This window comes from Pseudomonas sp. R11-23-07, from assembly GCF_003852295.1.
Lineage (GTDB): Bacteria > Pseudomonadota > Gammaproteobacteria > Pseudomonadales > Pseudomonadaceae > Aquipseudomonas.
The window spans coordinates 1,973,746-1,999,244 of sequence record NZ_CP027761.1 but is presented as its reverse complement, the minus strand read 5'-3'; the positions used below and the strand labels follow the sequence as shown (position 1 = coordinate 1,999,244).

Genomic DNA, 25,499 nt, shown 5'->3' with positions numbered 1-25,499 from the left:
GTCAGGCCCCGGGATTCTTGACGTAACGCATGACCACGAAACCAGCGACCAGAATCAGCGGTGCGATGGAGAGCATGCCCATGTAGGTAGAGCCGGTCAGATCATTGATTTTCCCCACCATCACCGGGGCAACCATACCGCTCAGTTGACCGATGGAGTTGATCGCCGCAGTCCCCGTGGCGATCGCCAGTCCCGAAAAGGTCGATTGCGGGATGGTCCAGAAAATCGGGATCGCAATAAAGGTACCCGCAGTAGCGAGTACGAGCGCTGCCATCATGGCCCAGGATGAATCCGAGAACAGGCAAGCCAACAGATAGCCGACGGCTGCCGCCGCCAGGCACAGAACAAGGTAAGTCTTGCGCTCACCCGTACGATCGGAACGCCGGGTCAGCCATATCATGCCGATACAGGCCACGATGTAAGGCAGCGCCGAAAGCATCCCTATCCAGAATAGACTCTGTACACCGGACGATTTGATCAGGTGTGGCATCCAGAAATTGAGGCCATAAGACGCTGTCTTGATCACAAAGTAGATGAACGCCATGATCGCGACTTCCCGGGTCAGCAACACGCGCCACAAGGACCCCAATACCGGCTTATCGTTGACTTTGTCATGCGCCAGGTTCGCCGCCAGCAGATCCTTCTCGCTACGGCTTAACCATTTGGCCGATTCGATGTCTCGGTCCAGCTTCCACAGCACTAGCAGGCCGAGCACCACACAGGGCAGTCCGGACATCAGGAACAGCCAGTGCCAGCCAGCCAGACCGAACACGCCATCCATCGTGCCCAACAGAATTCCCGCCGCTGGCCCCCCGACGGCGCCTGCCAGAGGGACAGCGAGGAACCAGAGACCATTCATCTTCGCCAGGTGCTTCTTGGGAAACCAGCACGCCAGGTAAAACAGGATCGCCGGGCCAAAACCGGCTTCCATGACGCCGATCAGAAAACGCAGGAAGTACAGGGTGTATTGCGTGTAGGCGAACATTAACGCCGCCGTTGCCAGCCCCCAGGAGATCATGATCCGGCAGATCCAGGCAGGTGCGCCATAGCGCTTGAGCCCCAGGCTGCTGGGGACTTCAAATAGTACGTAGCCGAAAAAGAACATGCTTGCGGCCAGGCCGTACGCCGCGTCGGACAAACCCAATTCTTGCTGCATCTGGGTCTTGGCGAAGCTGATGTTGATCCGGTCAAAATAGGAAAAGAGAAAGCAGATAATGGCCAGCGGCATGATGCGCCAGGCCACACGCCGGTAGAGCAGCAGCTCATTGATTGTTTCTGCGTTGCGCGCAAGCGCGATCTCGCCAGTCATGGCAACCATGATGTTTCTCCATTGTTGTAATTATTGGAGAGAGGCAAGGCTCTTGAGGAACCCTGCTCAATGGGTTCAGCCGATCAGAATAAGTTTGGCCTTGTAAGCCTGACCTTTGACGACATAGTCAGCGGCGTTTCGATGCATGCCGGCAATTGCTTCAGGTGTCAGTTCGCGCACGACTTTGGCAGGTGCGCCGAGAATAAGTGAGTTGTCCGGGAACACCTTGCCTTCGGTGACAACCGCCCCGGCACCGACCAGGCAATTGCTGCCGATGACCGCGCCATTGAGCACAACAGCCTGAATCCCGATCAGCGCTCCGTCGCCGACGGTGCAACCGTGCAACATGGCCTGGTGGCCGATAGTGACGCCCTCGCCCACCGTCAGCGCAAATCCCGGATCGGCATGCAGCACCGCCCCCTCCTGCACATTGCTGTGCTGACCGATGTGAATCGGCTCGTTGTCACCCCGCAGAACAGCCTGCGGCCAGACACTGACGCCCTGCGCCAGCGTGACATTGCCGATGACGGTAGCGTCTTGCGCGATGAAAGTTTCGGCGTGAATGACAGGAATAAGGGTGTCGTATTGATAAATAGCCATGGCAGTTCTTCCTCAAGGCTGAGCGTCGGTTTTCAGGACACCGGCGGCACACAGCTCGGCAATGTGTTCGTCGCTGTAGCCCAGTTCACGCATGACGTTGTGGGTGTGCTCGCCGATGCGTGGGATAGATCGACGGGGTTGCAGCCGCTCGCCATCCAGGGACAACGGCAGCAATGGCATGGCGGTGAACGATCCGTCTTCAAGTTCAAGATTTGCCAGGCCACCGCTGTGCAGCAGATGAGGATCCTCGAACAATTCCTCGGGCCGTCGAATCGGAGCAAACGGAATACTGTTGGCCTCAAGCTCCAGGGCCAGCGCTTGAGCGTCCATGCCGGCAAAGACTTCAGCCAAGTGAGCCAGCAGACGTGGCCGCTGCAGCACGCGATCATTGTTGGTAGCAAGGGTCTGGTCGTCCAGCAACGCGGTCTGGCCGAGCAATTGACACAGGGCGGTCCACTGACCTTCACCCGTGGCGGCGACGAACATCTGCTCCCCATTGGCAAACTCGAATACATCGTAAATGGCCCATGCACTGATACGGTTTGGCATCGGTGCAGCCGCTTGGCCGGTCACGGCGTATTGCTGCATATGCTGAGCAGCGAGCAATACGCAGTTTTCGTAAAGCGCGCTTTGCACCTCACGACCGACGCCGGTGACATGACGATCGTTGAGTGCAGCAAGCACACCGATAGCACCGAACATGCCGCCCATGATGTCGTTCACCGAACTGCCGGCACGTAGAGGCCTGCCTACCGGGCCGGTCATATAGGCCAGGCCTGCCATCATTTGCACAACTTCATCCAGGGCCAGGCGATTGTCGTAGGGGCCGTTGAGAAAGCCTTTGTGCGAGGCGTAGATAATGCGCGGGTTACGCGCTCGAATCGCCGCGTAACCGAAGCCGAGCTCGCTCATGCGGCCGGGCTTGAAATTCTCGATGAATACGTCAGCGGTATCGATCAGCTCCAGTACCGCATCTCGTCCTTGTTGAGTATTGACGTCGATGGCGATGCACTGTTTGTTGCGGTTGAACGTGCGAAAAAAACCGGCACCGGCGCCCAGCAGACGGCGTGTACCGTCGCCACGGATCGGTTCAATCTTGATCACCTCGGCACCGAGGTCACCCAGGATCATTCCGCAGGTCGGGCCCATCACCATGTGAGAAATTTCAACGACACGAATGCCGTCCAATGGAAGCCTGGACATTAGGGTTCTCCTTGATCGGGCAGGTTCAGACGCGACCGGCGACTGATGCGTAATTGAGTGGCAGGCCAGCTCGTGCAATGCAGCCGTAGAGCGTCTCGTGCGGCAGTGCTTCGCTGAGCACGTGTCGGGAAGCGATCAGGGCTGCCAAGTCGATGCCCGTCTCGTAGCCCATGCTTTGCAGCATGAACACCAAGTCTTCTGTAACCGTATTGCCGGATGCACCCGGTGCGAACGGACAACCGCCCAACCCGGCCAGTGACGAGTCGAGCTCGGTGATACCTTGCTGAACGGCAACCAGGCTATTGGCAAGCGCCAGGCCTCGAGTGTCGTGGAAGTGCGCGGCCCTGAGCTTGTCACCTGCGATGGCGCGAACCGCCTGCAAGGTGGTCGCCACCTGGCCGGGATTGGCGTAGCCCGTGGTGTCTCCCAGGGACACAAGATCGCAGCCGGCTTGCAGCACATGCCCGGTCAACGCGCAGAGATCGCTCAATGGCACATCACCTTGGCGGGTACAGCCGAAGGCCACGGACATTCCGGCGATCACTTGAACGTTGGGCAAGCCGGATTCAGTCCGCAGCTGGCACATTCGCGCCAGCTCTTCGACCATTTCCAACGGAGTACGGCGCACATTGGCCAGGCTATGGGCTGCGCTGACGGACACGGGCGCAATGATACGGTGCGCGCCGGATTCCAGCGCATCGCGACAGCCGCGCAGGTTAGGCGCCAGGACCGTGACAACCAGATCCGGAAAACTCAAGGCATGGGCGACGACTTCTTTGGCATCGGCCATCTGCGGCAACAGTTTGGCGGGAACAAAGGACGCGACCTCCATGTACCGCACACCTGCGGCATAGGCGGCATCAATCCATTGTCGTTTGGCGGATGTCGGCATAGTGGCTTGAAGGCTTTGCAAACCATCACGCATGCCGACTTCGTTGATTGTTATTTTTGTCATGAAAAAAGCTCTCACAGGCTGAAGCGCACCTTCAGATTAGAGAGCCAGGGAGTCAGCAAAAAGACGTCATTTACGCGGTGATCCATCGCCAACGGCGACGGATACAGTCAGGTGCGGGGCGCAAGCGGTGTCGCGCGCAAAAGCAGATGATCCAGCAATCGCCGGGCCGACAGCGAAAGTGCATCCCGGTCACGGACACAGATAACAAACTCACCCAATGCCCAATCGTCGGTCAGAGGGATAATCCGCAAGTCAAACAACCGCGCATACCGCTCCACTGCTTCCAGGGGGAATACGGCAAGTCCCAAGCCGAATTGCACCAGCCGAAAAGCTGCGTCAAATGACGACACATAGGAGCGAAACCGCAGCTCATGGCCCTCCTTCGTCGCCTCACTGCGCATGAAGTTATTCAACGTGGCGAAAGCCGACAGCCCCAAGTGATCAAAGGCCAGGGTCTCTGCGAACGCAATATGGGTACGACCGGCCAGGGCATGGTTTGCCCCTACCACGACCGCCAGGTGATCCCGGCGATAGGGCAGAAATTCCAGATCGCCCACGGCCATTGATCGTCGACAAATACCTAAATCGGCATTGCCTTCGGCTACCCCGCGCACCACGTCGGGACTGAAACGCTCTTCGATGTCTGCCTGGATTCTTGGATGCTCGATCATGAAGTCCGACAGTTCTTCGGGCAGGAACTCCATGATTGATGAGATGTTTGCCAATACCCGCACATGTCCTCGGGCGCCTTCAGCGTATTCGCTAAGCTCGCTATCGAGCCGCTCCATGGCCCGCGTCAGGGACCGAGCGTGCCGAAGTAGCGCCAACCCCGCCGGCGTCGGTTCGACCCCGCGCTTGCTGCGGTTCAGCAGCGGCGTACCAAACCGCGCCTCAATATCGGAAATACGTTTACTGACCGCCGACGGCGCAATGAATGCCCGCTCGCTGGCGCGCGCAATCGTGCCCTCTTCACAGACCAGAATGAACAAGTGCAAAGATAAGTGATCCAGGTGCTGCATGACGCCCCTCCCGTTGTTCTAACGACGCAGCTTAACCGTCTTATTAAAAATCGTGGTTGGCGATGCAATTGCAGCGAAATTGTGCAGACGAAAAAAAGCCCGCTCAATGAGCGGGCTTCTTGTGGCGACCTGGCGTTCAGTGTTCCAGGTTACCGAATATGGCGCAGCGGACGGGACTCGAACCCGCGACCCCCGGCGTGACAGGCCGGTATTCTAACCGACTGAACTACCGCTGCGCGTAACACTTGAAGCGAATGGTGGGTGATGACGGGATCGAACCGCCGACCCTCTGCTTGTAAGGCAGATGCTCTCCCAGCTGAGCTAATCACCCTTCGTTTCGGTGTGGGCGCATCATACATCAAAAAATCGTAATGTCTTGATTTAAATGCAGTTTATTTAAAAAAAGTTTACCGCACGACTTTTTGCCATATTTCGCACAATAAAAAGCCCGCTCAATGAGCGGGCTTCTTGTGGTGACCTGGCGTTCAGCGTTCCAGGTTACCGAATATGGCGCAGCGGACGGGACTCGAACCCGCGACCCCCGGCGTGACAGGCCGGTATTCTAACCGACTGAACTACCGCTGCGCGTAACACATGAAGCGAATGGTGGGTGATGACGGGATCGAACCGCCGACCCTCTGCTTGTAAGGCAGATGCTCTCCCAGCTGAGCTAATCACCCTTCGTTTCGGTGTGGCGCGCATTCTACGGAGCGCCCCCAGGTCTGGCAAGCACTTTCTTAAATCTTTTTTTTCAGCCCTTCCAATGGCTTACGCAGGGTTGGCCTGGGGCGTGATCAAGAGAATAATGCCCCCCTTTGTATAGAGGAGAGACTCACCCCATGTGGTTCAAGAACCTGCTTATCTATCGCCTGACCCAAGATCTGCCCGTTGATGCCGAGGCGTTGGAAGCGGCCATGGCCACCAAACTGGCGCGCCCGTGCGCAAGCCAGGAGTTGACGACTTACGGTTTTGTCGCGCCTTTCGGTAAAGGTGAAGACGCGCCCCTGGTGCACGTCAGCGGCGACTTCCTGCTGATCGCCGCACGCAAGGAAGAACGCATCCTGCCGGGCAGCGTGGTGCGCGATGCGGTTAAAGAGAAGGTCGAGGAGATCGAGGCCGAGCAAATGCGCAAGGTCTATAAAAAGGAACGCGACCAGATCAAGGATGAAATCATCCAGGCGTTCCTGCCGCGCGCCTTTATTCGTCGCTCGTCGACCTTCGCCGCCATCGCGCCGAAACAGGGCCTGATCCTGGTGAACTCGGCCAGCCCGAAACGCGCCGAAGACTTGCTTTCTACCTTGCGCGAAGTGATCGGCACCCTGCCCGTTCGCCCACTGACCGTGAAAACCGCACCGACGGCGATCATGACCGACTGGGTCACCACCCAGAAACCCGCCGACGACTTCTTCGTGCTCGACGAATGCGAACTGCGCGACACCCACGAAGACGGCGGCATCGTGCGCTGCAAGCGCCAGGACCTGACCGGCGAAGAAATCCAGTTGCACCTGACCACCGGCAAAGTCGTGACCCAATTGTCCCTGGCCTGGCAGGACAAGCTGTCCTTCATGCTCGACGACAAAATGACCGTCAAGCGCCTGAAGTTCGAAGACCTGCTGCAGGACCAGGCCGAACAGGACGGCGGCGACGAAGCCCTGGGCCAGCTGGATGCCAGCTTTACCCTGATGATGCTGACCTTCGGCGAGTTCCTGCCAGCGCTGATCGAAGCACTCGGCGGTGAAGAGACGCCACAAGGCATCTAAGCCATGTGAAGCAAAATGTGGGAGGGGGCTTGCTCCCGATGGCAGAGTGTCAGCCAAAGTATCTTTGACTGAACCACCGCCATCGGGAGCAAGCCCCCTCCCACATTCGACCGCATTTACAAATCTCTATAACAAGGACTACCCCATGCGCGCACTCGCCGCCCTGAGCCGATTCGTCGGCAATACCTTCGCCTACTGGGTGCTGATGTTCGCGGTGCTCGCCTTCCTGGAACCCGCGTGGTTCATCGGCCTGAAAAGCGCCATCGTGCCGTTGCTGGGCCTGGTGATGTTCGGCATGGGCCTGACCTTGAAACTTGAAGACTTCGCTGAGGTGGCCCGCCATCCCTGGCGCGTCGCCCTCGGCGTGGTCGCGCACTTTGTGATCATGCCAGGCGTGGCGTGGCTGTTGTGCCAGGTCTTTCACCTGCCGCCGGAAATTGCCGTCGGGGTGATTCTGGTCGGCTGCTGCCCGAGCGGCACTTCATCCAACGTGATGACATGGCTGGCCCGTGGCGATCTGGCGCTGTCGGTGGCCATCGCCGCCGTCACCACCCTCCTCGCCCCGCTGCTCACGCCGGCGTTGATCTGGTTGCTGGCCTCGGCCTGGCTGCCGGTGTCGTTCATGGAGTTGTTCTGGTCGATCCTGCAAGTGGTGCTGCTGCCTATCGTGCTCGGGGTGGTCGCGCAGCGGCTGCTGGGGAGTCGGGTACGGCATGCGGTCGAGGTGTTGCCGCTGGTCTCGGTGGTCAGCATCGTGATCATCGTCGCCGCGGTGGTTGCCGCCAGCCAGGCGAAGATTGCCGAGTCGGGCCTGTTGATCATGGCGGTGGTGATGCTGCACAACAGCTTCGGCTACCTGCTCGGTTACTTCACCGGACGGCTGTTCAAATTGCCCCTGGCCCAACGCAAGTCACTGGCGCTGGAAGTGGGTATGCAGAACTCCGGGCTCGGCGCCGCGCTGGCCAGCGCGCACTTCTCGCCGCTGGCGGCGGTGCCCAGTGCGCTGTTCAGCGTCTGGCACAATATTTCCGGGGCGTTGCTCTCGACCTATTTTCGCCGCATGAGCGAGAAGGAAGACCGCCGCGCGCTGGAGAACACCCCGCAAACTTGATCGTGGGGTGCATGTTCGGCACTCTAAGCGCTTCGCGGGGACGACCCCGCGACGCCAACGAGCGTGAATCCGGGGACGACCCCGCCTGAAGAAGCGAGGTCATCATGTCCTGGATCATCCTGTTTTTTGCCGGGTTGTTCGAAGTCGGCTGGGCTGTCGGCCTGAAATACACCGACGGTTTCAGCAAGCCCCTGCCCACCGCACTGACCATTGCCGCCATGGCCATCAGCCTTGGCCTGCTGGGGATGGCGGTAAAGGAGCTGCCGCTGGGCACCGCCTACGCCGTATGGACCGGGGTGGGTGCCGTGGGCACGGTGATCGCCGGGATTATCCTGTTTGGGGAATCCATGGCGCTGTTTCGGTTGGCCAGCGTGGCGTTGATCATCTGCGGGCTTATTGGCCTCAAAATCTCCACCTAGGCCACTACCGCCATCGGGGGCAAGCCCCCTCCCACTTTTGATTTGTGAACGCATTCAAATGTGGGAGGGGGCTTGCCCCCGATGAGGCCAGTACATCCAGCACAGAACTACCTGACACTCCCACGCAGAACACCGACCACAGCCTGCAACTGCGCAGGTGTCGCCTCCTCTACAGGAACAGGCGCCCCCGCCACCAACACCACCCGCGACCAGATCCGATGGAACAACCCCTTATCCAGATCGCGGCTGAAAAAACTCCCCCACAACCCCTGCAATGCCATCGGAATCACCGGCACCGGCGTCTCTTCCAGAATCCGCGTCACGCCACCGCGAAACTCATTCATCTCGCCATCGCCGGTCAACTTGCCTTCCGGGAAGATGCACACCAGCTCACCGTCCTTCAAGTATTCGGCGATCCGAGTAAAAGCCTTTTCGTAGATCTGGATGTCTTCGTGACGCCCGGCAATCGGAATCGCCCCGGCGGTGCGGAAGATGAAGTTGAGCACCGGCAAGCGGTAGATCTTGTAGTACATGACAAACCGAATCGGCCGACGCACTGCGCCGCCAATCAGCAGCGCATCGACAAACGACACATGGTTGCAAACGAGCAAGGCCGCGCCTTCATCCGGAATCTGCTCCAGGTTGCGGTGCTCGACGCGGTACATGGAATGGCTGAGCAGCCAGATCATGAAGCGCATGGTGAACTCGGGCACGATCCTGAAGATGTAGGTATTGACCGCAATGTTGAGCAGCGACACCACCAGGAACAACTCGGGGATCGACAGCTTGGCCACGCTCAGCAGCAGGATCGACACAATCGCCGAGACCACCATGAACAGCGCATTGAGGATGTTGTTGGCGGCGATCACGCGCGCACGCTGATTCTCGGCGGTGCGCGACTGGATCAGCGCGTACAGCGGCACGATGTAAAAGCCACCAAACACGCCCAGGCCGAGGATATCGAACAACACCCACCAGGCTTGGCCGTAGCCGAGCACCGCAAGCCAGTCGTTGGGCTGGACATTCTGCGCGAAGCCGCCGGAATGCCACCACAGCAGCAGGCCGAACACCGTCAGGCCGAACGAGCCGAACGGTACCAGGCCGATTTCCACCTTACGCCCGGACAGCTTTTCACAGAGCATCGAACCAAGGGCGATCCCCACCGAGAACACGGTGAGGATCAGGGTGACCACGGTTTCGTCGCCATACAGCCATTCCTTTGCGTAGGCCGGAATCTGCGTCAGGTAGATCGCGCCGACGAACCAGAACCATGAATTGCCGACGATCGAGCGCGACACCGCCGGGGTCTGGCCCAGGCCCATGCGCAGCGTGGCCCAGGACTGGGTGAAGATGTTCCAGTCCAGGCGCAATTGCGGCGTAGAAGCCGCCGCCCGTGGAATGCTGCGGCTGGCGAGGTAACCCAGCAGCGCCACGCCGACAATCGCCACGGCCACCACCGGCGCGTAATGGGCGGACGACATCATGATGCCCGCGCCGATGGTGCCAGCGAGGATCGCCAGGAACGTGCCCATTTCCACCAGGCCGTTGCCGCCGACCAACTCATCGTCGTGCAGCGCCTGGGGCATGATCGAGTACTTCACCGGGCCGAACAGCGCCGAGTGGGTGCCCATGGCGAACAGCGCCAGCAGCATCAATTCCAGGTGATCGAACAGAAAGCCGGTGGCCCCCACCGCCATGATCACGATCTCACCAAGCTTGATCGCGCGGATCAACGCGTCCTTGTTGAATTTCTCGCCAAATTGCCCGGCCAGCGCCGAGAACAGAAAGAACGGCAGGATGAACAGCAAGGCGCACAGGTTGACCCAGATGGAACGGTCACCGTCGAGGGTGAGCTTGTAGAGAATCGCCAGGATCAGCGATTGCTTGAAGATGTTGTCGTTGAACGCGCCCAGGAGCTGGGTGATGAAAAACGGCAGGAAACGCCGCGTGCGCAGCAAGGTGAATTGTGAGGGGTGGCTCATCGTCCGTGTTCCTGCGTGGCCTGTTATTGATCAGGCCACGACTTTACCTAATCCGGCTTACTTATTCGCTAGCCCTGCAATGCAAGGTGAAACAAAAAGCTCGCCTTTATAGGCACCCTGCACCGTGCGCGTGGCCACGATCAGCCACATCAGCGCCAGGGCCACCACCAGCCCACTGCCCAATACGCTGAAGAACCCCAGGTGCAGCAGGCTTGCAAGCTTGAGCGTGGCCAGCGCGTACACCCCCAGCGGAAAGGTAAAGCCCCACCAGCCGAGGTTGAACGGGATACCGGCGCGCAGGTAACGCAGGGTGATCAACACCGCCAGCAACATCCACCACAAGCCGAAACCCCACAGGGTGATGCCTGCCACCAGGCCGAGCCCGTTGGCTATCTCGCCGACACCCGGCAGGCCATTGGCGACAAAGATCGCCGGCGCATCACCGCCGAGCAGCAACATGCCCAGGGCACCGGTGCCGATGGGCCCCAGCGCCAGCCAGCTCGAGGCCGCCATGTTGGCGTGGGGCAGTTTGTGCAGGGCCATGCGCAGCATCAGGATGGTCAGGATGCTGAAGGCCACCGGCAGGGAGAACGCCCAGAGTACGTAGCTGGTCACCAGCATCACCAGTTGCCCATGGGCATCCGCCAGGTGCGGCGCCAGCAGGCCCCCGCTGGCGGCGGCGACTTCAGCGGCCACCACCGGCAGCAGCCACACCGCGGTCATCTGGTCGATGCTGTGCTCCTGGCGGGTGAACATCATGAACGGAATCAACACGCCGCAGGCCAACGCCATCGCCACGTCCACCCACCACAGGGCTTCGGCCAGGGGGATCACAGCGTTGCCCCAGCGTGGCAGGCCAAACAGCAGCAAACCATTCAGCAGGGTCGCCAGCCCCATGGGAATGGTGCCGAAAAACATCGAGACCGTGGAGTGCGCGAAAATCCGCCGCGCCTCGTGGAAAAACATCACCCAGCGTGCGGCATACAGCGCGCTGAACAGGATGAACAGGCCGATGGTAAACATCCACAGCCCTTCGGCGACGGCATGCACGCCGGGCAGTGCCACCGGCAGTTGCGCCAGGGCCAGCGCCAGCACGCCGGTGCCCATGGTCGCGGCAAACCAGTTCGGGGTGAACTGACGAATCACTTCCCGTGGGCGGGCCAGGTGACAGAAGGGTTTATAGCTGATGGGGGTCAAGCAGGTCATGATGGCAATCCTCTTCCTCGCATGAGGTTGAAGCCATCATAGAAGCGGATCGAATATCTATATAACGGGTAATATCTCTATATGTTATCTGTTATGCAGATATAGCGAGCGCTGCAAGCGCATTCCGGCCAAAGCGCCCAGGGCCAGCAGAATCAGGAGTGCGCCGTACGCATCGGTGGTAGCGATCAAACCAAACTCCCGGCTCAAGTTACCCGCCAGCAGCGCCGGCAAGCAGAACGCCAGGTAACTCAACACGTAGAACGCCGACATCAACCCTGCGCGCTCATGGGGCAATGCCAACCCGACGATACTGCGCACACTGCCCATGAACCCGCCGCCAAAACCCAGGCCGGCCACCACACTGGCGACAAAGAACAACCACAGGCTGGCGCTTTGCACAGCCGTCAGCAACAGTGCCACGCCCGCCGCCAGCAACATCGCAGACAGGCGCATGACCTTATCCGCCGGGTGCTCGCGCAGGCTGTAGATCATCACTGCGCCACTCAAGGTAATTACGGCCACCAGTCCGCCGCCGATCAGGTGCGAAGTCGAACCCGTTGCTGCTCGCACCAGCGACGGCGCCAGGGATGAATAGAAACCACCCAGCGCCCATACCGCCACATTCAACGGCATCGCCAAGCCCAGGGCCCGGCGCGCCTGCTTCGGCACGTGCAGGGTCGGCGCCAGGGATTTCAAGGCACCCGGTATGCGGCTGACGGTTTCCGACAAGCGCCACACATACAGCGCCTGAAGCACCATCAATCCGAGCAGGGTGAAGTAGATCAACTGGGTCGGCCAGGGCGCATATTCCACCAGCAAACCGCTGCCCAAACCGCCACTGGCCATCCCCAGCATCGGCGCGAGGCTATTGAGCATCGGCCCGCGCAGGCGGTCGGTGTCGAGCAGCGTTGCGCTCAACACTGCCGTCGCCGTACCCGTGGCAAAGCCTTGCAGCCCCCGCGCGGCAATCAGGCAGGCGGCGCTGTCGGCGTTGATAAACAGCAGCATCGCCACGATATTCAGGACCAGCGCGACGAAAATCACCGGCTTGCGCCCGATGTAATCCGACAGCGATCCCACGGTCAGCAGCGCCGCCAGCAGACTCACGGCATACACGCCGAAGATCAGCGTCAGCATCGCTGCCGAGAAATGCAGGTTGTCCTGATACACCTGGTACAACGGCGTCGGCGCGCTGGAGGCGGCGAGAAAGGTCAGTACGGTGATCACCAGAAATGTCAGGCTGGACCGTTGAGACAGGTTGCTGGGCATAGGCACGCTCCACTAAAGCTAATATTTTGCTTTTGCGGAGTGTGCTACCCGTCGGCGCTTAAAGCAAATTCTTTGTGTTAAGGTTTTACCCATGGCGATCAAAGAAGGCCTTCGCCCGGGGGGCCGTAGTGCCCGGGTACAAGAATCGGTGCATTCGGCCGTCCGCGAACTGCTGGAAACCCATGAACGCGCAAGCGTCACCGTGCCGATGATTGCGACACGCGCGGGCGTCACGCCCTCGACCATTTACCGGCGCTGGGGTGACCTCTCTGCGCTGCTGGCCGATGTGGCCCTGGCGCGCATGCGCCCGGACAGCGAGCCGGCCATTACCGGCAGCCTGCGCGGCGACCTGCAAGCCTGGGCGGAGCAGTATCTGGATGAAATGAGTTCGGAGCCTGGGCGTCACATGATGCGCGACGTGCAGTGCAGCGTGACGCCGGGGTATTGCGTGAGCATTCTGAGCGGGCAGTTGCAGGTGATCGTTGATCGTTATCCGGACCAGCCAGCCCCCAGCGTGGATCGTTTGATCAATTTGCTCGCAGCACCGACGGTGTTTCGTATTCTGTTCTCGACCCAGCCGCTGGCGGTTGAAGAGCTGCATACGCTGATCGACTTGGCGCTGAAAAACTAAAGCCTTATCCAAAACCAAATGTGGGAGGGGGCTTGCTCCCGATAGCGGTCTGTCAGTCATCTCTGTACTGACTGATCCAACGCTATCGGGAGCAAGCCCCCTCCCACATTTTCTTACCGCGTATCGTCAGTGGTTACGTACGCATTCCGCGGCCGCTTACCAGCAAGCGCGCACAGCCGACGTACAACACCACCGTGGCCACCAACATGAACGTGATCGCCACGCTGATCTTGATATCCGACACGCCCAGGATGCCGTAGCGGAAGGCGTTGACCATGTGCAGCACCGGGTTGGCCAGGGACACGGTCTGCCAGAACGGCGGCAGCAACGTGATGGAGTAGAACACCCCGCCCAGGTAGGTCAGCGGCGTCAGCACGAACGTCGGAATGATCGAAATATCATCGAAGTTGCGCGCAAACACTGCGTTGATAAACCCCAGCAGCGAGAAGATCGTCGCCGTGAGCACCACGACCAGAATGGTGACCCCCAGGTGATGCACTTGCAGGTGGGTGAAGAACAACGACAGCAGGGTCACGATCACACCCACCATCAAGCCACGCAGCACGCCGCCCAAGGTGTAGCCGATCAGGATGGTGTGCGGCGACACCGGTGACACCATCAGCTCTTCGATGGAGCGCTGAAACTTGCTGCCAAAGAAACTCGACACCACGTTGCCGTAGGAGTTGGTGATCACCGACATCATGATCAGGCCCGGCACGATGTACTCCATATAGGTGAAGCCACCCATGTCACCGATCTGCCGGCCGATCAGGTTACCGAAGATCACGAAGTACAGGACCATGGTGATCGCCGGCGGCAGCAAGGTCTGCGGCCAGATCCGGGTAAAGCGCTTCACTTCGCGGTAGACGATGGTCTGCAGCGCGACGAGGTTGGGTTGCAGTTCGGAACTCATACCGCCACCTTCGCCAGATTTTTCTCCACCAGGGACACGAACAACTCCTCAAGGCGATTAGTTTTGTTACGCAGGCTCAACACTTCGATGTTCTGGGCCGCCAGTTGGCTGAACAGCGCCGTAATGCCCATAGCTTTGTCCACCTGCACTTCCAGCGTGTGGCTGTCCACCAGGCGGCTCGGGTAGCCCAACAATTGCGGCGGTGCCGAAAGGTTGTTTTTCAGGTCGAGCAGGAAGGTTTCCACGTGGAGCTGGCCCAGCAGGTTACGCATGCTGGTGTTCTCGACAATCGTGCCGTGGTCGATGATGCCGATGTTGCGGCACAACTGCTCGGCCTCTTCCAGATAGTGGGTCGTGAGGATGATGGTGATGCCCTTCTCGTTCAGCTCGGTGAGAAAGGTCCACATCGAACGACGCAACTCGATGTCCACGCCAGCGGTGGGCTCGTCGAGGATCAGCAGGCGCGGTTCATGCACCAGTGCGCGGGCGATCATCAGGCGCCGCTTCATGCCGCCGGACAACGAGCGCGAAGGCACATCGCGCTTGTCCCACAGGCCCAGTTGGGTCAGGTACTGCTCGGCGCGTTCCTTGGCGATTTTCGGCGGGATGCCGTAGTAACCGGCCTGGGTCACGACAATGTCGAAGGTCTTTTCGAACTGGTTGAAGTTGAATTCCTGAGGCACCACGCCGATGGAACGCTTGAGCGCCGCCGGGGATTTGTCCAGGTCATAGCCAAAGATATTCACCGTGCCGCTGGTCTTGTTGACCAGGGTGGAGAGGATACCGATGGTGGTGGATTTGCCGGCACCGTTGGGGCCGAGCAAGGCGAAGAAATCACCTTCGGCGACGTCCAGATCGATACCACTCAGGGCCTGGAAACCGTTGCCGTAGGTTTTGGTTAGCTGCCGGATGGACAGAGCGGAACTCATATCGGATTACGCACCAAGGAAAAGAATAGAAACAATAGATGAGGGCACAGCGCAGGTAGTTCAACCTGCGATGTGTTCCAGCATGGTGCGTGCCCGGGCCGCACAAGTACAGTCACCCTTGTTAATAGTGTGTATCAGGTCAACGCGGTCATCACTGCCTTGCGGTAGGCCGGACGTTGCTTCAGGCGCTGGTACCACGCCTCCAGGTTGGGCATTGCCGGGCGTTCGATGGGCATCTCGAACCAGGCATAGATAAAGCAGCCCAGGGGAATATCCCCGATGCCGAAGGCTTTGCCGGAAAGGTAGGGTTGTTCGGCAAGGGCCTGGTCGACCGTTTTGAGTGCATCAATGCAGGCTTGGCGCCCGGCATTGATGCTGTCCCAGTTCTGTTTTTCCGGCGGTGTGCGCACGATGCCCCAGAACACGGCCTTGAAGGGATCGGCGAGCGTGGACGTGGTCCAGTCCATCCACTTTTCGGCGCTGGCCCGGATTTGCAGGTCACTTGGGTAAAAGTCCGACGCGTGCTTGGCGCACAAGTAACGCACGATGGTGTTGGATTCCCACAGTACGAAGTCGCCGTCTTCGATCATCGGCACCCGGCCATTGGGGTTCAAGGCCCGGTATTGCGGCGTGTCGACCACACCAAAAGCGCCGCCCGCATCAATCGCCTCATAGTCCAGGCCGAGTTCCTCGGCGCACCAGAGTGCCTTCCTGACATTTGATGAGTTTTTACGACCCCAGATTTTCAGCATGACCGCGCCTTATCGTTGGTGAACATGGCTTGATGAACGTCGCAGCATACGCCGGTTCACACGCGCCTTGAATCACTCTGCCCGCCGCCCGGCAAGCCTGGGTGTTCAAGGTGCAGGGGGTGCAGCGCACCGTCTCATGCACGGCGCCGTCGAGATTGACTGCCTGGTCATATAAATCCGCGTGGGTTCCACGATGTTTCCCGGCGAACTCCACCCCGACAGGGTGGTCACTATCGAAGAAGCGGCTGGGACTCAGGTATCCCCAGTACAACTTGTAACACCCTGATCACCCCGCTTGGCCGGACGCCGTCTAAGCTCCCTGGTGGTTTCGCCCCTGGTTTCACGGAGGATTGAATATGCTGTTGTTGTGGATACTGGTTCTGGTGGTCGGTATTGCCTACCTGGCACACCGCCGCACCGCGCCCCTGCCCGCCCTGGGTGTGGTCGCCGTTTACCTGTTGGCGATGGGCGCCTGGAGCCATGCACCGGGTTGGCTGCTGCTGATTTTCTGGGTGCTGATCGCGATCGTGGCCGTCCCCCTGCTGCTGCCCGACCTGCGCCGCCAATACTTTACCAAGCCGTTGTTCAGCTGGTTCCAGAAAGTCCTGCCGCCGATGTCCGAAACCGAGCGCGATGCTATCGACGCGGGCACGGTGTGGTGGGATGGCGAACTGTTCAGCGGGCGCCCTGACTGGGACAAATTGCTGGCCTACCCCAAGGTGCAATTGACCGAGGAAGAACAGGCCTTCATCGGCGGCCCCACCGAAGAACTCTGCGCCATGGTCAGTGATTGGGAAATCGGCCAGGCCATGGACCTGCCCCCCGCTGCCTGGGAGCACATCAAGACCCATGGTTTCTTCGCCCTGATCATCCCCAAGGAATACGGTGGCAAGGGCTTCTCAGCCTATGCCCACTCCCAGGTCGCGATGAAACTGGCCACCCGCAGCGGCGACCTGGCTTCCACCGTCATGGTGCCCAACTCCCTGGGCCCTGCCGAATTGCTGTTGCACTACGGCACCGACGAGCAGCGCAACCATTACCTGCCGCGCCTGGCGCGTGGCGACGATATTCCGTGTTTCGCCCTGACCGGCCCGCTGGCCGGCTCCGATGCCGGTGCCATGCCCGACACCGGCGTCATCTGCAAAGACGAGTGGCAAGGCAAGGAAACCCTCGGCCTGCGCCTGAACTGGGAAAAGCGCTACATCACCCTCGGCCCGGTCGCGACCTTGCTCGGCCTGGCGTTCAAGGCCCATGACCCGGACCATCTGCTGGGCGAGGAAGAAGACCTGGGCATCAGCCTCGCGCTGATTCCTACCGACACCCCCGGCGTCGAAATCGGCCGCCGCCACCTGCCCCTGGGCGCCGCGTTCATGAATGGCCCCAACTCGGGCAAGGACGTCTTCATTCCGCTCGAATTCCTCATCGGCGGCCAGGAGATGCTCGGCAAGGGCTGGATGATGCTGATGAACTGCCTGTCCGTTGGCCGTTCGATTTCCCTGCCTGCAGTAGGCACCGGCGCCGCCAAGTTCACCAGCCTGGTGACCGGCCAATACGCGCAAGTGCGTGAACAGTTCAACGTGCCGCTGTCGGCCTTCGAAGGTATCCAGGAAGCCCTGGCGCGCATCGGCGGCAACGCCTGGCTGATGGACAGCGCCCGCATGCTCACCGCCAATGCCGTGGACATGGGCGAGAAGCCCTCGGTGCTGTCGGCGATCCTCAAGTACCACCTCACCGAACGCGGCCGCGAGTGCATCAGCCACGCCATGGACGTGCATGGAGGCAAGGGCATCATCATGGGCCCGAACAACTACCTGGGCCGTAGCTGGCAAGGGGCGCCGATCTTCATCACCGTGGAAGGCGCGAATATCCTTTCGCGTAACCTGATGATCTTCGGCCAGGGTGCGATTCGCTGCCATCCGTTCGTGCTCAAGGAAATGGCCCTGGCCGGTCGTGAAGACCGTGACCAGGCATTGAAGGAATTCGATGGCCTGCTGATGCAACACATCGGATTCGCCGTGAGCAACGCCGCCAGTACCTTGGTATTGAACCTGGGCATCGGTCACTTCGAAAAAGCCCCAGGCAACCGTTTGAGCCAGGGTTATTTCCGCGCACTCAACCGTCAGGCCGCCGCGTTCGCCCTGCTCGCAGACCTGAGCATGATGCTGCTGGGCGGCGAGTTGAAACGCCGTGAACGGCTGTCGGCGCGCCTGGGTGATGTGCTGAGCCACATGTACCTGGCGTCGGCGGCGCTCAAGCGTTACCACGACCTGGATTCGCCGGATCACCTGGAACCGCTGTTCGCTTGGGCCATGGAGGAAAGCCTTGGCCAGTCCGAGCGTGCACTGGATGAATTGCTGAGCAACTTCCCGAATAAAATCCTCGGCTGCCTGCTGCGGGTGATCGTGTTCCCGTTCGGACGCCGGCATACCGGGCCGTCCGATGCCCTGGATGCCGAGGTTGCCGCCGTGATCGGCCGGGCCAAGGGCGACCCGACCCTGGAAGAGCTGCTGGCTGGCTGCTATCGCCCACAGTCGGCGCAAGACCCGGTGGGCGCACTGCAACATGCCTATGACCTGCTCGGTGCCAGCCATCCGCTGCAGAAAAAACTGCACGCCGCGCTCAAAAGCGGGCAAGTCAAACCGACTGCCGGCGAGCATGCCATTGACGCCGCGCTGCACGCTGGCGTGCTGCAACCCGCCGAAGCGCAAACCCTGCGTGACGCCGAAGCGGCTCGCCGCAAGGTGATCGACGTGGATGATTTCAGCAAGGAAGAGCTGCTGCAGGCTGAAGGTAAGGTCCGCTGATACCAGCGGTCATATAAAAACGGGCGCGAGAGGCCTATACTCTCGCGCCCGTTTTTGCTTTAGAGGACTTATCTCGTGTCCAACGTCGTTGCCGATCATCTCGTCTTGCTCGACCACCTGCGTAGCATCCTGGTTGCCGTCGGCGAAGCCGAACAGGTACCCGAGGAAAGCCATTTGTTGTTTCTGGAACGTTTCGACGAACTGCGCGCCCTGCTGCCGATCGATCCGATCGAAAGCCAATACCTTGGCCAGGACATGATGAGCCAGGTCATCCTGCGCTATCCGCAAATCGCCCACCTGGTACCGCGCGACCTGCTGTGGTTCTTTGGCGGCGATTGCCTGCACTTCATGCCCGACGAAGAACTGGACCTGTACCAGGCCCTGGAAGAGCGTCGCCATGAAGCCGAGTTGAACGACGAACCGTTCGACTGGAACCAGGAAAAGCAGCTGCTGGCCATGCCGGACGACCAGAGCAAGCACTGACTTGCAGAACACCCAATCCAAATGTGGGAGGGGCGGTGCGACGATTCGACTTGCCCCCGATAGCAGTGTGTCAGTCAGCTTACCTGTCACTGATCCGCCGCCATCGGGGTGTAGAACCGTCCCACATTTTTAACGGCGGCGCAGTGTCGGCTCCTTCGCCATGCACTCCACCAGATAATCAATGAACACCCGCAACTTCGGCGGCAAGTATCGCGTCGGTGAGTGCAGCAACCACGCTTCACCATGATACGACGCAATAAAATCCCATTCCGGCAATACCTGCACCAACTGCCCCGCCTCCAAAGCATGTCGCGCCGTGAAATACGGCAAGCTGCCAATCCCCACATGCTGCAACACCGCATCCAGCCGCACGCCCGTGTGGTTCGCCGCATATCGCCCGCGTACGCCGACCGTCACCGCCTTGCCGGCCCGGCGAAACTTCCAGCGTGAATCCCCTGGGGTTTCACCCAGGTAGATGCAACTGTGCTCCAGCAGATCATGGGGGTGACTGGGCGTGCCATGCTCGGCCAGGTATTGCGGCGTCGCACACAGCAAATGTTCAATCGGCAATAGCTGCCGCCCGATCAGACCGGGTGGCGGGCTGTCGGTGATGCGGATGCTCAGGTCGACATTGTCATCGATCAAATCCACATGCCGATCCTCAAGGATCAGTTGCACATCCACCTTGGGATAGCGCCGCAGAAATTCCGGCATATGCGGATGCACCACAAACCGCCCCACCGCCTTGGGCACGCTGACTCGCACCAGGCCTTCGGCTTCATGGGTAAATTGCCCGCTGATTTCCATCACCGAGCGCGCCGCGTTGACCATCTCCTGGCACCGCTTGAACACCTCTTCGCCGCCCTCGCTAAGGCGCAGCTTGCGCGTGGTGCGCTGCAACAACCGGGTTGCCAAGGCCTGTTCCAGGCGCGAAATGCTGCGGCTCACCGCCGAAGGTGAAACGCTCAGCTGCCTCGCCGCCTCGGAGAAGCTGCCGGTTTCCACCACTTTGACGAAAATCGCCATTTCGCCCAGCAGCGGCAAAGGAAGATTGATGCTCATGACGCACAGGTCCATTGATATTTGCATGGATTATCACCTATCAGCGCAGTATTTATACTGCCCGCAGAACCTGAATGCGGATGTAGACGACCATGACCCAGCGCCTGTTTTTCACCCACGATCACCTGACTGCCGAACTGGAAGTGCTCAGTTGCACCCCGCACGCTGAGCAATTCGCCGTTGTTGTGCAGTCGACGATTTTCCATCCCCAGGGCGGCGGCCAGCCATTCGACACCGGGTGGCTCGGCGACAGCCAGGTGCTGCGCGTCATGCAGGAAGCCGAGCATGTGGTGCACTACGTCAATCAACCTGTGGAACCCGGCCCGATCAATGCACGGGTCCACAGCCGCCTTCACTCAGCGGGGCATTTGATTGGCAATGCAGGCGAACGCCTGGGCTGGATGCCGATCAAGGCTCACCATTGGCCGGGGGAAGGAAAGATTACTTTTATCCGCGGCGAAGCCGCACAAACCATGGACGCCGAGGCAATCCAACAGCAAGTCAATCAGTGGATCGCCGCTGACTACTCACGGCAGATGTGGCTGGATGAAGGCACACGCGAAGTCGGCTTCGGCGAACTGCCGGCCTACGCCTGTGGCGGCACCCATGTCCAGGCGTTGGGGGAAGTGGGCCAAGTGACGATCCTGGCCGTGTCGGAGAAGAAAGGCGCATTGTCGGTGCGCTACGAAATCAACTGACATGTCGAGCTCAAAATGTGAAGGAGGCTTGCCCCCGATGGCCATAAGTATCTACACAACTTTGTAGCAGCCTACGTTAACCACGAAGCGAAGCGAGCCGCTTCAACCTGCCAAAAGCCGGTGCACGAGCTCAGGCTGTGGAAAGCAAAGCGTCAATAGGATGTTACCTAGAAACCGTCGAATCTAGGAAAGGCAGGACATGGCTATTTCAGGTCTGAATGGGCTGCGTGATTTCCGCTCACCAGAACAGCATCCTCAATGCCAACATAACCACGACTATATTGAAAACTGACTCCATCCACTGGTCGCCCTTCTTTATCGCAAACTTCGCGCCGGCATTTGCACCCAATAACGTGCCAATAACCAGACAACATCCGTACTGCCAGTTAATGATGCCGCTGACGCCGAAAATGATTAGTGAACCCACGGAGAGTACTAACCCGCCGACTTTGCGGGTCCCCACCGATTCGCTGATGGTTTTCCTAAAAAAGATAATGAATAAATACGTCGAAAGTTTAGCTTGTCCACCGAATAACCCGCCGATCATGCCTACTGGGATAAAGAGGATATAACCAAACAGACGCCTGATTGCTGAGGGAGGTGTTTCGCCGCTACGAGGTTTTTTTATAAGGGACAACGCGACGAGCAGCAATGTCAGCCCGCCAATTACTTTGTGCAACAGCGCAGGATCTATTTGAAGAAGAACGCTCGCTCCTCCCAGAGCCCCAACCAACCCCAGTGCCGCAGCTGGAAAGGCCAGTGCATAATCGACCTTTCCCTGATTATGAAAGTGTCGCAGTCCTGCAACCATAGTGCCTACCGAGGCCAAGCGCGCTGTGGCGATCGACGACTGAGGCGGAATCCCCAGCCAGATCATCACCGGAACGGTTAAAAACACACTCCCACCGGTATTGGTCCCGACGAATCCCGTTATTATTCCGAGAAAAACCAGACCGACGCCTGTCAACCACTCATGACTCATCATGTTGAGATGCTCGCATAAGATTCAAGGCGCCGTTTACTCGCTCAAGTAAGCAGGGTCTATCCAGTGATAGCAATTTCTGCTTCGGGAATTGGCGGTCACATGAAGCTTTGCGGTATGTACGAAGCTGTACTCGCCAATGATCGGGCGCCGTCGATCAAAGGCGTCGCCCAGCTCTTTCGAAACGATGTTGCTGAGCTTAAGAATTTTTGAGGCTTTGCCGCTGCAAGCTATCGAGTTGAAGTGCAAATTAGTAATCAGAAGGCATGTTTCGGTGATGCCGCATCGTTCGCCAATGCCATTGACCGTGCAGGAAATAAAAGTAGCACCCGCCTGAATGGAGGCCAAGGTATTTGCCATCGCCAAACCTCTATCGTCATGGAAGTTAACTTCGAGGTCAATGTCAGGTAATGATGTCCTGATTAGTTTAATAGTCGCCTGAACCTTGAAAGGTTCGCAAATCCCTAATGAGTCTGCATAGCAAATTCGGTCCGCTCCGGCAGCTTGAACAGATCCAGATCACTCATTATCACTTCAAACAGACATGGATTTTTACCAATTATTGCAGGGCACAAATAGGCTTCCAATACTGCAAGCATTGTTTCGGGAGTATCCCCTTGGGCAGGATACCCTCTCGATATAATCCCCGATTCTCCCCACCCAATGAGTCCTGTGTCTGTCGTAAGCTTTAACACTACATGCCGGCCTTTGGCGGTTATATTGGTTGCGGTTTGATAAGGATTTTTATAGGGCACTTCTGTCAAGAACACTTCAGCTTTAGCAACGAGCATAGAGTGACTTCCTGTTGGCGACCATGGATGCTGGAACTTAAGTGAAATGTACTTGGTTGATCGGAGCAATATCAAGCATCGCGGCTCGGGTATCGCCGCCCACCAACATGAATAAAATTTCATGTTTTCGCGTATTGATTTTTTTCAAACCACTGATTGGTTTTTTCCCTATTGAATTCAAAGCAATTTTATTTATGACACTTTTTCACACCAGGCGGTTTGCTATCCGTCCTTCCCGCTCTTTATAATCACTTCCGCCTCCGCACCCGCTAAATTATAGATATTTAATCTAAAAATCCAAGATAGGTTGGCGCTGATTAAAGGCTGGCCCCCCCACTCCACTTTAATTTTACTGGATCAATCTTCGGCAGCAGCAAAAGTTTGGACGGAGTTCGGTGGTCGCTATCTGGATGCAAAGAGCGAGAGCAATTGTCTGGTCAACCGGCTTTTTTACTCTTGCGGATGCATGTGACTGAGTCTGAAGGATGGGTAAAAATCGTATGCTGCGTTTTTGAGCCGCAATAACAGTCTGCTATCCGGTCTACCTGGTGGCCAGCCCGCAACGCTACAACCCGCCCGGCGTGGGTAGGCACCAGCGGGACAGCCCCTACGCTAGAGCCTTGAACGTGACGGATGAGTACCCCGCGCCTCATCCTGGCCAGCATTGACCTAGGGCATCTGGGTAATGGTAGTGTGTAGAAATGTTTCTGCCTTATCGGTCAGAAACACCCTACTCACGCCCTGCAAAGGAATGCCTCTAACCATGCACTTTCCACTGAAAAAACTCGCGGCCGCCACCCTGTTCGCCGCCAGCCTTGCAGCCGTCACCCCAGCTGCGCTCGCCAACATCACGCCTGAACAGAACACCGCGATTCTGAAGAGTTTCAGCGACACATCGGTCAGCGATTTTCGCAGTTTCCTCGGTGCCCTGGCTAAAGGCGACCTGGGCAAGAGCGGTGACATCGCCCCGGCCATCAGCGCCTTTCTCGATAACAAAACCCTGAGTGCCGACCAGCAGAACGAGATCAACCGCCTGCTGGGCATTTACACCCGCGTGAAGTACGGCAAAGCCGCGCTCGAGACCCTGCGCGAACTGGTGGAAATCCCGACGTTCAACGTCGACGGGCTACCGCAGTATAAAAACCCGGAATTCCTCAAGATCGCCGACAAAATCCAGGCCCTGGCCAAGTCTTTCAACCTGAACTTCCGTAACGTCGATAACCGCGTGTATGAAATTTCCCTGGAAGGCAGCAGTAAAGAAGTGGTCGGTGTGCATGCCCACGCCGATGTGGTACCGGTGACGCCGGAAAATTGGGTGCTGCCGGATGGCACCAAGCTCGACCCGTTCAAGGTCACGCTGATCGGCGACCGCATGTATGGCCGTGGCACCGAGGACGACAAGAACGCGATCGTCGTGGCGATGTACGCCATGAAAGTGATCAAGGAAGAAAAGCTGCCGCTGGCGCGTACGTTCAAGCTGCTGGTGGACACCACTGAAGAAACCTCCGGTGACGCCATTCCTTATTACTTTGAACGCAACCCCGTGCCGCAATACAACCTCGCGCTGGATGGCGGTTACCCGGTGGTGATTGCCGAGAAAGGCTCGGGCACTGTCATGGCCACCTTCCCGGTGCGCAAGGGAGAAGGCACCGGCGCGGAGATCATCGCAATGACCGGCGGCAAGGCCACCAACCAGATTCCGTCGGTATCGGTCGCCACATTGGTCAGCGATAACCCTGCTGAATTAGCGGCCAGCCTGCAGCAGGCCGGGGATGACTATGCCAAGCGCAATGGCGGCAATTTCCAGGTGACCGCCAAGGTCGACGGCAAGAACGTCAAACTCACCGTCACCGGCGTGTCGGCCCACTCTTCCGAGCCCGAATCCGGGGTCAACCCGGTGGCACGTATGCTGGAGTTGATCCACAGCCTCGATGGCAAGATTGCCCTCCAGCACAACCACATCACCGATGCTGCGAAGTATGCGGCGGACAACTGGGGCCTGGATTACCTGGGCGGCAAATTGGGCGTGGGCTTTGCCGATGACTTCATGGGGCCGCTGACCACCTCGCCTACCTTTGTCGGCCTGGATGACAAAGCCTTAAAGCTGGCGGTGAACCTGCGCGCGCCGAAGGGTAAAACCCCGGAGGCACTCAAGGCACAGCTCGAGCAGAAACTGAACGCCTGGAACGCGCACGCCAAGGTCAACGTGAACTTCACCTATTCGCTGGATAAACCGATGTACCGCAACCCCGAGGGGGAATGGGTAAAAGCGTTGCTGGCAGTGGCCACTGAAAACCTGGGCATGCAGCACAAGTTCGGCACATCCGCCGGCGCCACCTCCGTGCACGACCTGCCCAACGGCGTGCAATTCGGCCTGGCCCGCCCGGAACAGAAATACACCGGGCACACTGACGGTGAGTTCAAGACCGTCGAGCAGTTCCTGCTGGACCTGCAGATCGTTACGGAAATGATGGGGCGTGTCGGCCAGTTGCCTAAACTCTGAGTCTCTAATGTGGGAGGGGGCTTGCCCAGGGCTTGCACCATCAGCATATCTTCAAAGACCCCACCGACCGCTGAGTGGGATGGCACAGCTGGATCTCCAGCACCCAGGCCATTTCACT

General features: G+C 58.9%; 23 protein-coding genes and 4 tRNA genes. 8 read left to right on the top strand and 19 right to left on the bottom strand.

Going from position 1 to position 25,499, the window contains the following annotated elements; genetic code table 11:
• Position 1 precedes the first annotated feature (1 nt).
• From C4J84_RS09230 to C4J84_RS09190, 9 genes are all read right to left on the bottom strand, one after another.
• A complete protein-coding gene (locus tag C4J84_RS09230) occupies positions 2-1,318 on the bottom strand; it encodes an MFS transporter (RefSeq protein WP_124370210.1) in 1,317 nt (438 codons plus the stop codon).
• Between the two features lie 66 nt (positions 1,319-1,384).
• Positions 1,385-1,909, bottom strand: a complete 525-nt coding sequence (locus C4J84_RS09225; RefSeq protein ID WP_124429170.1) for a gamma carbonic anhydrase family protein — start codon at positions 1,907-1,909, stop codon at positions 1,385-1,387.
• Positions 1,910-1,921: 12 nt separating this feature from the next.
• Entirely contained in the window at positions 1,922-3,112 is a 1,191-nt protein-coding gene (locus tag C4J84_RS09220) for a CaiB/BaiF CoA-transferase family protein (RefSeq protein ID WP_124406755.1), read from the bottom strand.
• A 25-nt stretch (positions 3,113-3,137) separates the two neighbouring features.
• Positions 3,138-4,067: a hydroxymethylglutaryl-CoA lyase gene (locus tag C4J84_RS09215; protein WP_124435200.1), complete on the bottom strand. Its 930-nt coding sequence runs from the start codon at positions 4,065-4,067 to the stop codon at positions 3,138-3,140.
• Positions 4,068-4,174: 107 nt separating this feature from the next.
• A complete protein-coding gene (locus C4J84_RS09210) occupies positions 4,175-5,086 on the bottom strand; it encodes a LysR family transcriptional regulator (RefSeq protein WP_124435199.1) in 912 nt (303 codons plus the stop codon).
• A 159-nt stretch (positions 5,087-5,245) separates the two neighbouring features.
• Positions 5,246-5,322 (bottom strand) — tRNA-Asp (locus tag C4J84_RS09205).
• A 19-nt stretch (positions 5,323-5,341) separates the two neighbouring features.
• Positions 5,342-5,417: transfer RNA gene (locus C4J84_RS09200), tRNA-Val, on the bottom strand.
• A gap of 177 nt (positions 5,418-5,594) precedes the next feature.
• Positions 5,595-5,671: transfer RNA gene (locus tag C4J84_RS09195), tRNA-Asp, on the bottom strand.
• A gap of 19 nt (positions 5,672-5,690) precedes the next feature.
• Positions 5,691-5,766 (bottom strand) — tRNA-Val (locus C4J84_RS09190).
• 159 nt (positions 5,767-5,925) lie between these two features.
• Between C4J84_RS09190 and rdgC the strand changes: the two genes are divergently transcribed.
• From rdgC to sugE, 3 genes are all read left to right on the top strand, one after another.
• Positions 5,926-6,846, top strand: coding sequence for a recombination-associated protein RdgC (gene rdgC / locus C4J84_RS09185; protein WP_124357762.1), 921 nt, complete (start codon positions 5,926-5,928; stop codon positions 6,844-6,846).
• Between the two features lie 145 nt (positions 6,847-6,991).
• Positions 6,992-7,957, top strand: coding sequence for a bile acid:sodium symporter family protein (locus tag C4J84_RS09180; RefSeq protein ID WP_124429166.1), 966 nt, complete (start codon positions 6,992-6,994; stop codon positions 7,955-7,957).
• A 104-nt stretch (positions 7,958-8,061) separates the two neighbouring features.
• On the top strand, positions 8,062-8,376 hold the full coding sequence (sugE, locus tag C4J84_RS09175) for a quaternary ammonium compound efflux SMR transporter SugE (protein WP_124362026.1): 315 nt from the start codon (positions 8,062-8,064) through the stop codon (positions 8,374-8,376).
• 107 nt (positions 8,377-8,483) lie between these two features.
• Here sugE and C4J84_RS09170 read toward each other — a convergent pair whose 3' ends face one another.
• The 3 genes from C4J84_RS09170 to C4J84_RS09160 all read right to left on the bottom strand — a co-directional run bounded on the left by C4J84_RS09170 (position 8,484) and on the right by C4J84_RS09160 (position 12,833).
• Complete coding sequence (locus tag C4J84_RS09170; protein WP_124435198.1) at positions 8,484-10,358, bottom strand: MFS transporter; 1,875 nt, start codon at positions 10,356-10,358, stop codon at positions 8,484-8,486.
• Between the two features lie 57 nt (positions 10,359-10,415).
• Positions 10,416-11,564 (bottom strand): TDT family transporter, encoded by a 1,149-nt coding sequence (locus tag C4J84_RS09165; protein WP_124435197.1) that lies wholly within the window; start codon positions 11,562-11,564, stop codon positions 10,416-10,418.
• Positions 11,565-11,648: 84 nt separating this feature from the next.
• Positions 11,649-12,833: an MFS transporter gene (locus tag C4J84_RS09160; protein WP_124435196.1), complete on the bottom strand. Its 1,185-nt coding sequence runs from the start codon at positions 12,831-12,833 to the stop codon at positions 11,649-11,651.
• 91 nt (positions 12,834-12,924) lie between these two features.
• Here C4J84_RS09160 and C4J84_RS09155 point away from each other — a divergent pair, with 91 nt between their 5' ends.
• A complete protein-coding gene (locus C4J84_RS09155; protein ID WP_124435195.1) occupies positions 12,925-13,464 on the top strand; it encodes a TetR/AcrR family transcriptional regulator in 540 nt (179 codons plus the stop codon).
• Between the two features lie 133 nt (positions 13,465-13,597).
• On the opposite strand, the gene C4J84_RS09150 is transcribed toward C4J84_RS09155, so the two are convergent.
• From C4J84_RS09150 to C4J84_RS09140, 3 genes are all read right to left on the bottom strand, one after another.
• The gene (locus C4J84_RS09150; protein WP_058420148.1) at positions 13,598-14,377 is read right to left on the bottom strand and encodes an ABC transporter permease; all 780 of its coding nucleotides are present in this window, start codon (positions 14,375-14,377) and stop codon (positions 13,598-13,600) included.
• Positions 14,374-15,306 carry an ABC transporter ATP-binding protein gene (locus C4J84_RS09145; protein ID WP_124435194.1) on the bottom strand — a complete coding sequence of 311 codons (933 nt, stop codon included), beginning with the start codon at positions 15,304-15,306 and terminating at the stop codon, positions 14,374-14,376. The genes C4J84_RS09150 and C4J84_RS09145 overlap by 4 nt, the downstream gene beginning before the upstream one ends.
• Before the next feature lie 134 nt (positions 15,307-15,440).
• Positions 15,441-16,058 carry a glutathione S-transferase family protein gene (locus tag C4J84_RS09140; protein WP_124435193.1) on the bottom strand — a complete coding sequence of 206 codons (618 nt, stop codon included), beginning with the start codon at positions 16,056-16,058 and terminating at the stop codon, positions 15,441-15,443.
• A 356-nt stretch (positions 16,059-16,414) separates the two neighbouring features.
• Between C4J84_RS09140 and C4J84_RS09130 the strand changes: the two genes are divergently transcribed.
• Both C4J84_RS09130 and C4J84_RS09125 read left to right on the top strand, forming a co-directional pair.
• On the top strand, positions 16,415-18,862 hold the full coding sequence (locus C4J84_RS09130; protein WP_124435192.1) for an acyl-CoA dehydrogenase: 2,448 nt from the start codon (positions 16,415-16,417) through the stop codon (positions 18,860-18,862).
• A 75-nt stretch (positions 18,863-18,937) separates the two neighbouring features.
• A complete protein-coding gene (locus C4J84_RS09125) occupies positions 18,938-19,345 on the top strand; it encodes a PA2817 family protein (protein ID WP_124362017.1) in 408 nt (135 codons plus the stop codon).
• A 129-nt stretch (positions 19,346-19,474) separates the two neighbouring features.
• On the opposite strand, the gene C4J84_RS09120 is transcribed toward C4J84_RS09125, so the two are convergent.
• Positions 19,475-20,407, bottom strand: coding sequence for a LysR family transcriptional regulator (locus C4J84_RS09120; RefSeq protein WP_124372408.1), 933 nt, complete (start codon positions 20,405-20,407; stop codon positions 19,475-19,477).
• Positions 20,408-20,499: 92 nt separating this feature from the next.
• Between C4J84_RS09120 and C4J84_RS09115 the strand changes: the two genes are divergently transcribed.
• Positions 20,500-21,105, top strand: coding sequence for an alanyl-tRNA editing protein (locus C4J84_RS09115; RefSeq protein ID WP_124435191.1), 606 nt, complete (start codon positions 20,500-20,502; stop codon positions 21,103-21,105).
• A gap of 238 nt (positions 21,106-21,343) precedes the next feature.
• Here C4J84_RS09115 and C4J84_RS09105 read toward each other — a convergent pair whose 3' ends face one another.
• Genes C4J84_RS09105 through C4J84_RS09095 form a run of 3 tightly spaced genes read right to left on the bottom strand, consistent with a single transcriptional unit; the run spans position 21,344 to position 22,878 of the window.
• Positions 21,344-22,090, bottom strand: coding sequence for a sulfite exporter TauE/SafE family protein (locus C4J84_RS09105; protein WP_124366456.1), 747 nt, complete (start codon positions 22,088-22,090; stop codon positions 21,344-21,346).
• 33 nt (positions 22,091-22,123) lie between these two features.
• Positions 22,124-22,549, bottom strand: coding sequence for a hypothetical protein (locus C4J84_RS09100; protein WP_256681416.1), 426 nt, complete (start codon positions 22,547-22,549; stop codon positions 22,124-22,126).
• Between the two features lie 2 nt (positions 22,550-22,551).
• Complete coding sequence (locus tag C4J84_RS09095) at positions 22,552-22,878, bottom strand: hypothetical protein (RefSeq protein WP_164487768.1); 327 nt, start codon at positions 22,876-22,878, stop codon at positions 22,552-22,554.
• 763 nt (positions 22,879-23,641) lie between these two features.
• Between C4J84_RS09095 and C4J84_RS09090 the strand changes: the two genes are divergently transcribed.
• A complete protein-coding gene (locus tag C4J84_RS09090; protein WP_124370194.1) occupies positions 23,642-25,381 on the top strand; it encodes a dipeptidase in 1,740 nt (579 codons plus the stop codon).
• Positions 25,382-25,499: the final 118 nt, after the last annotated feature.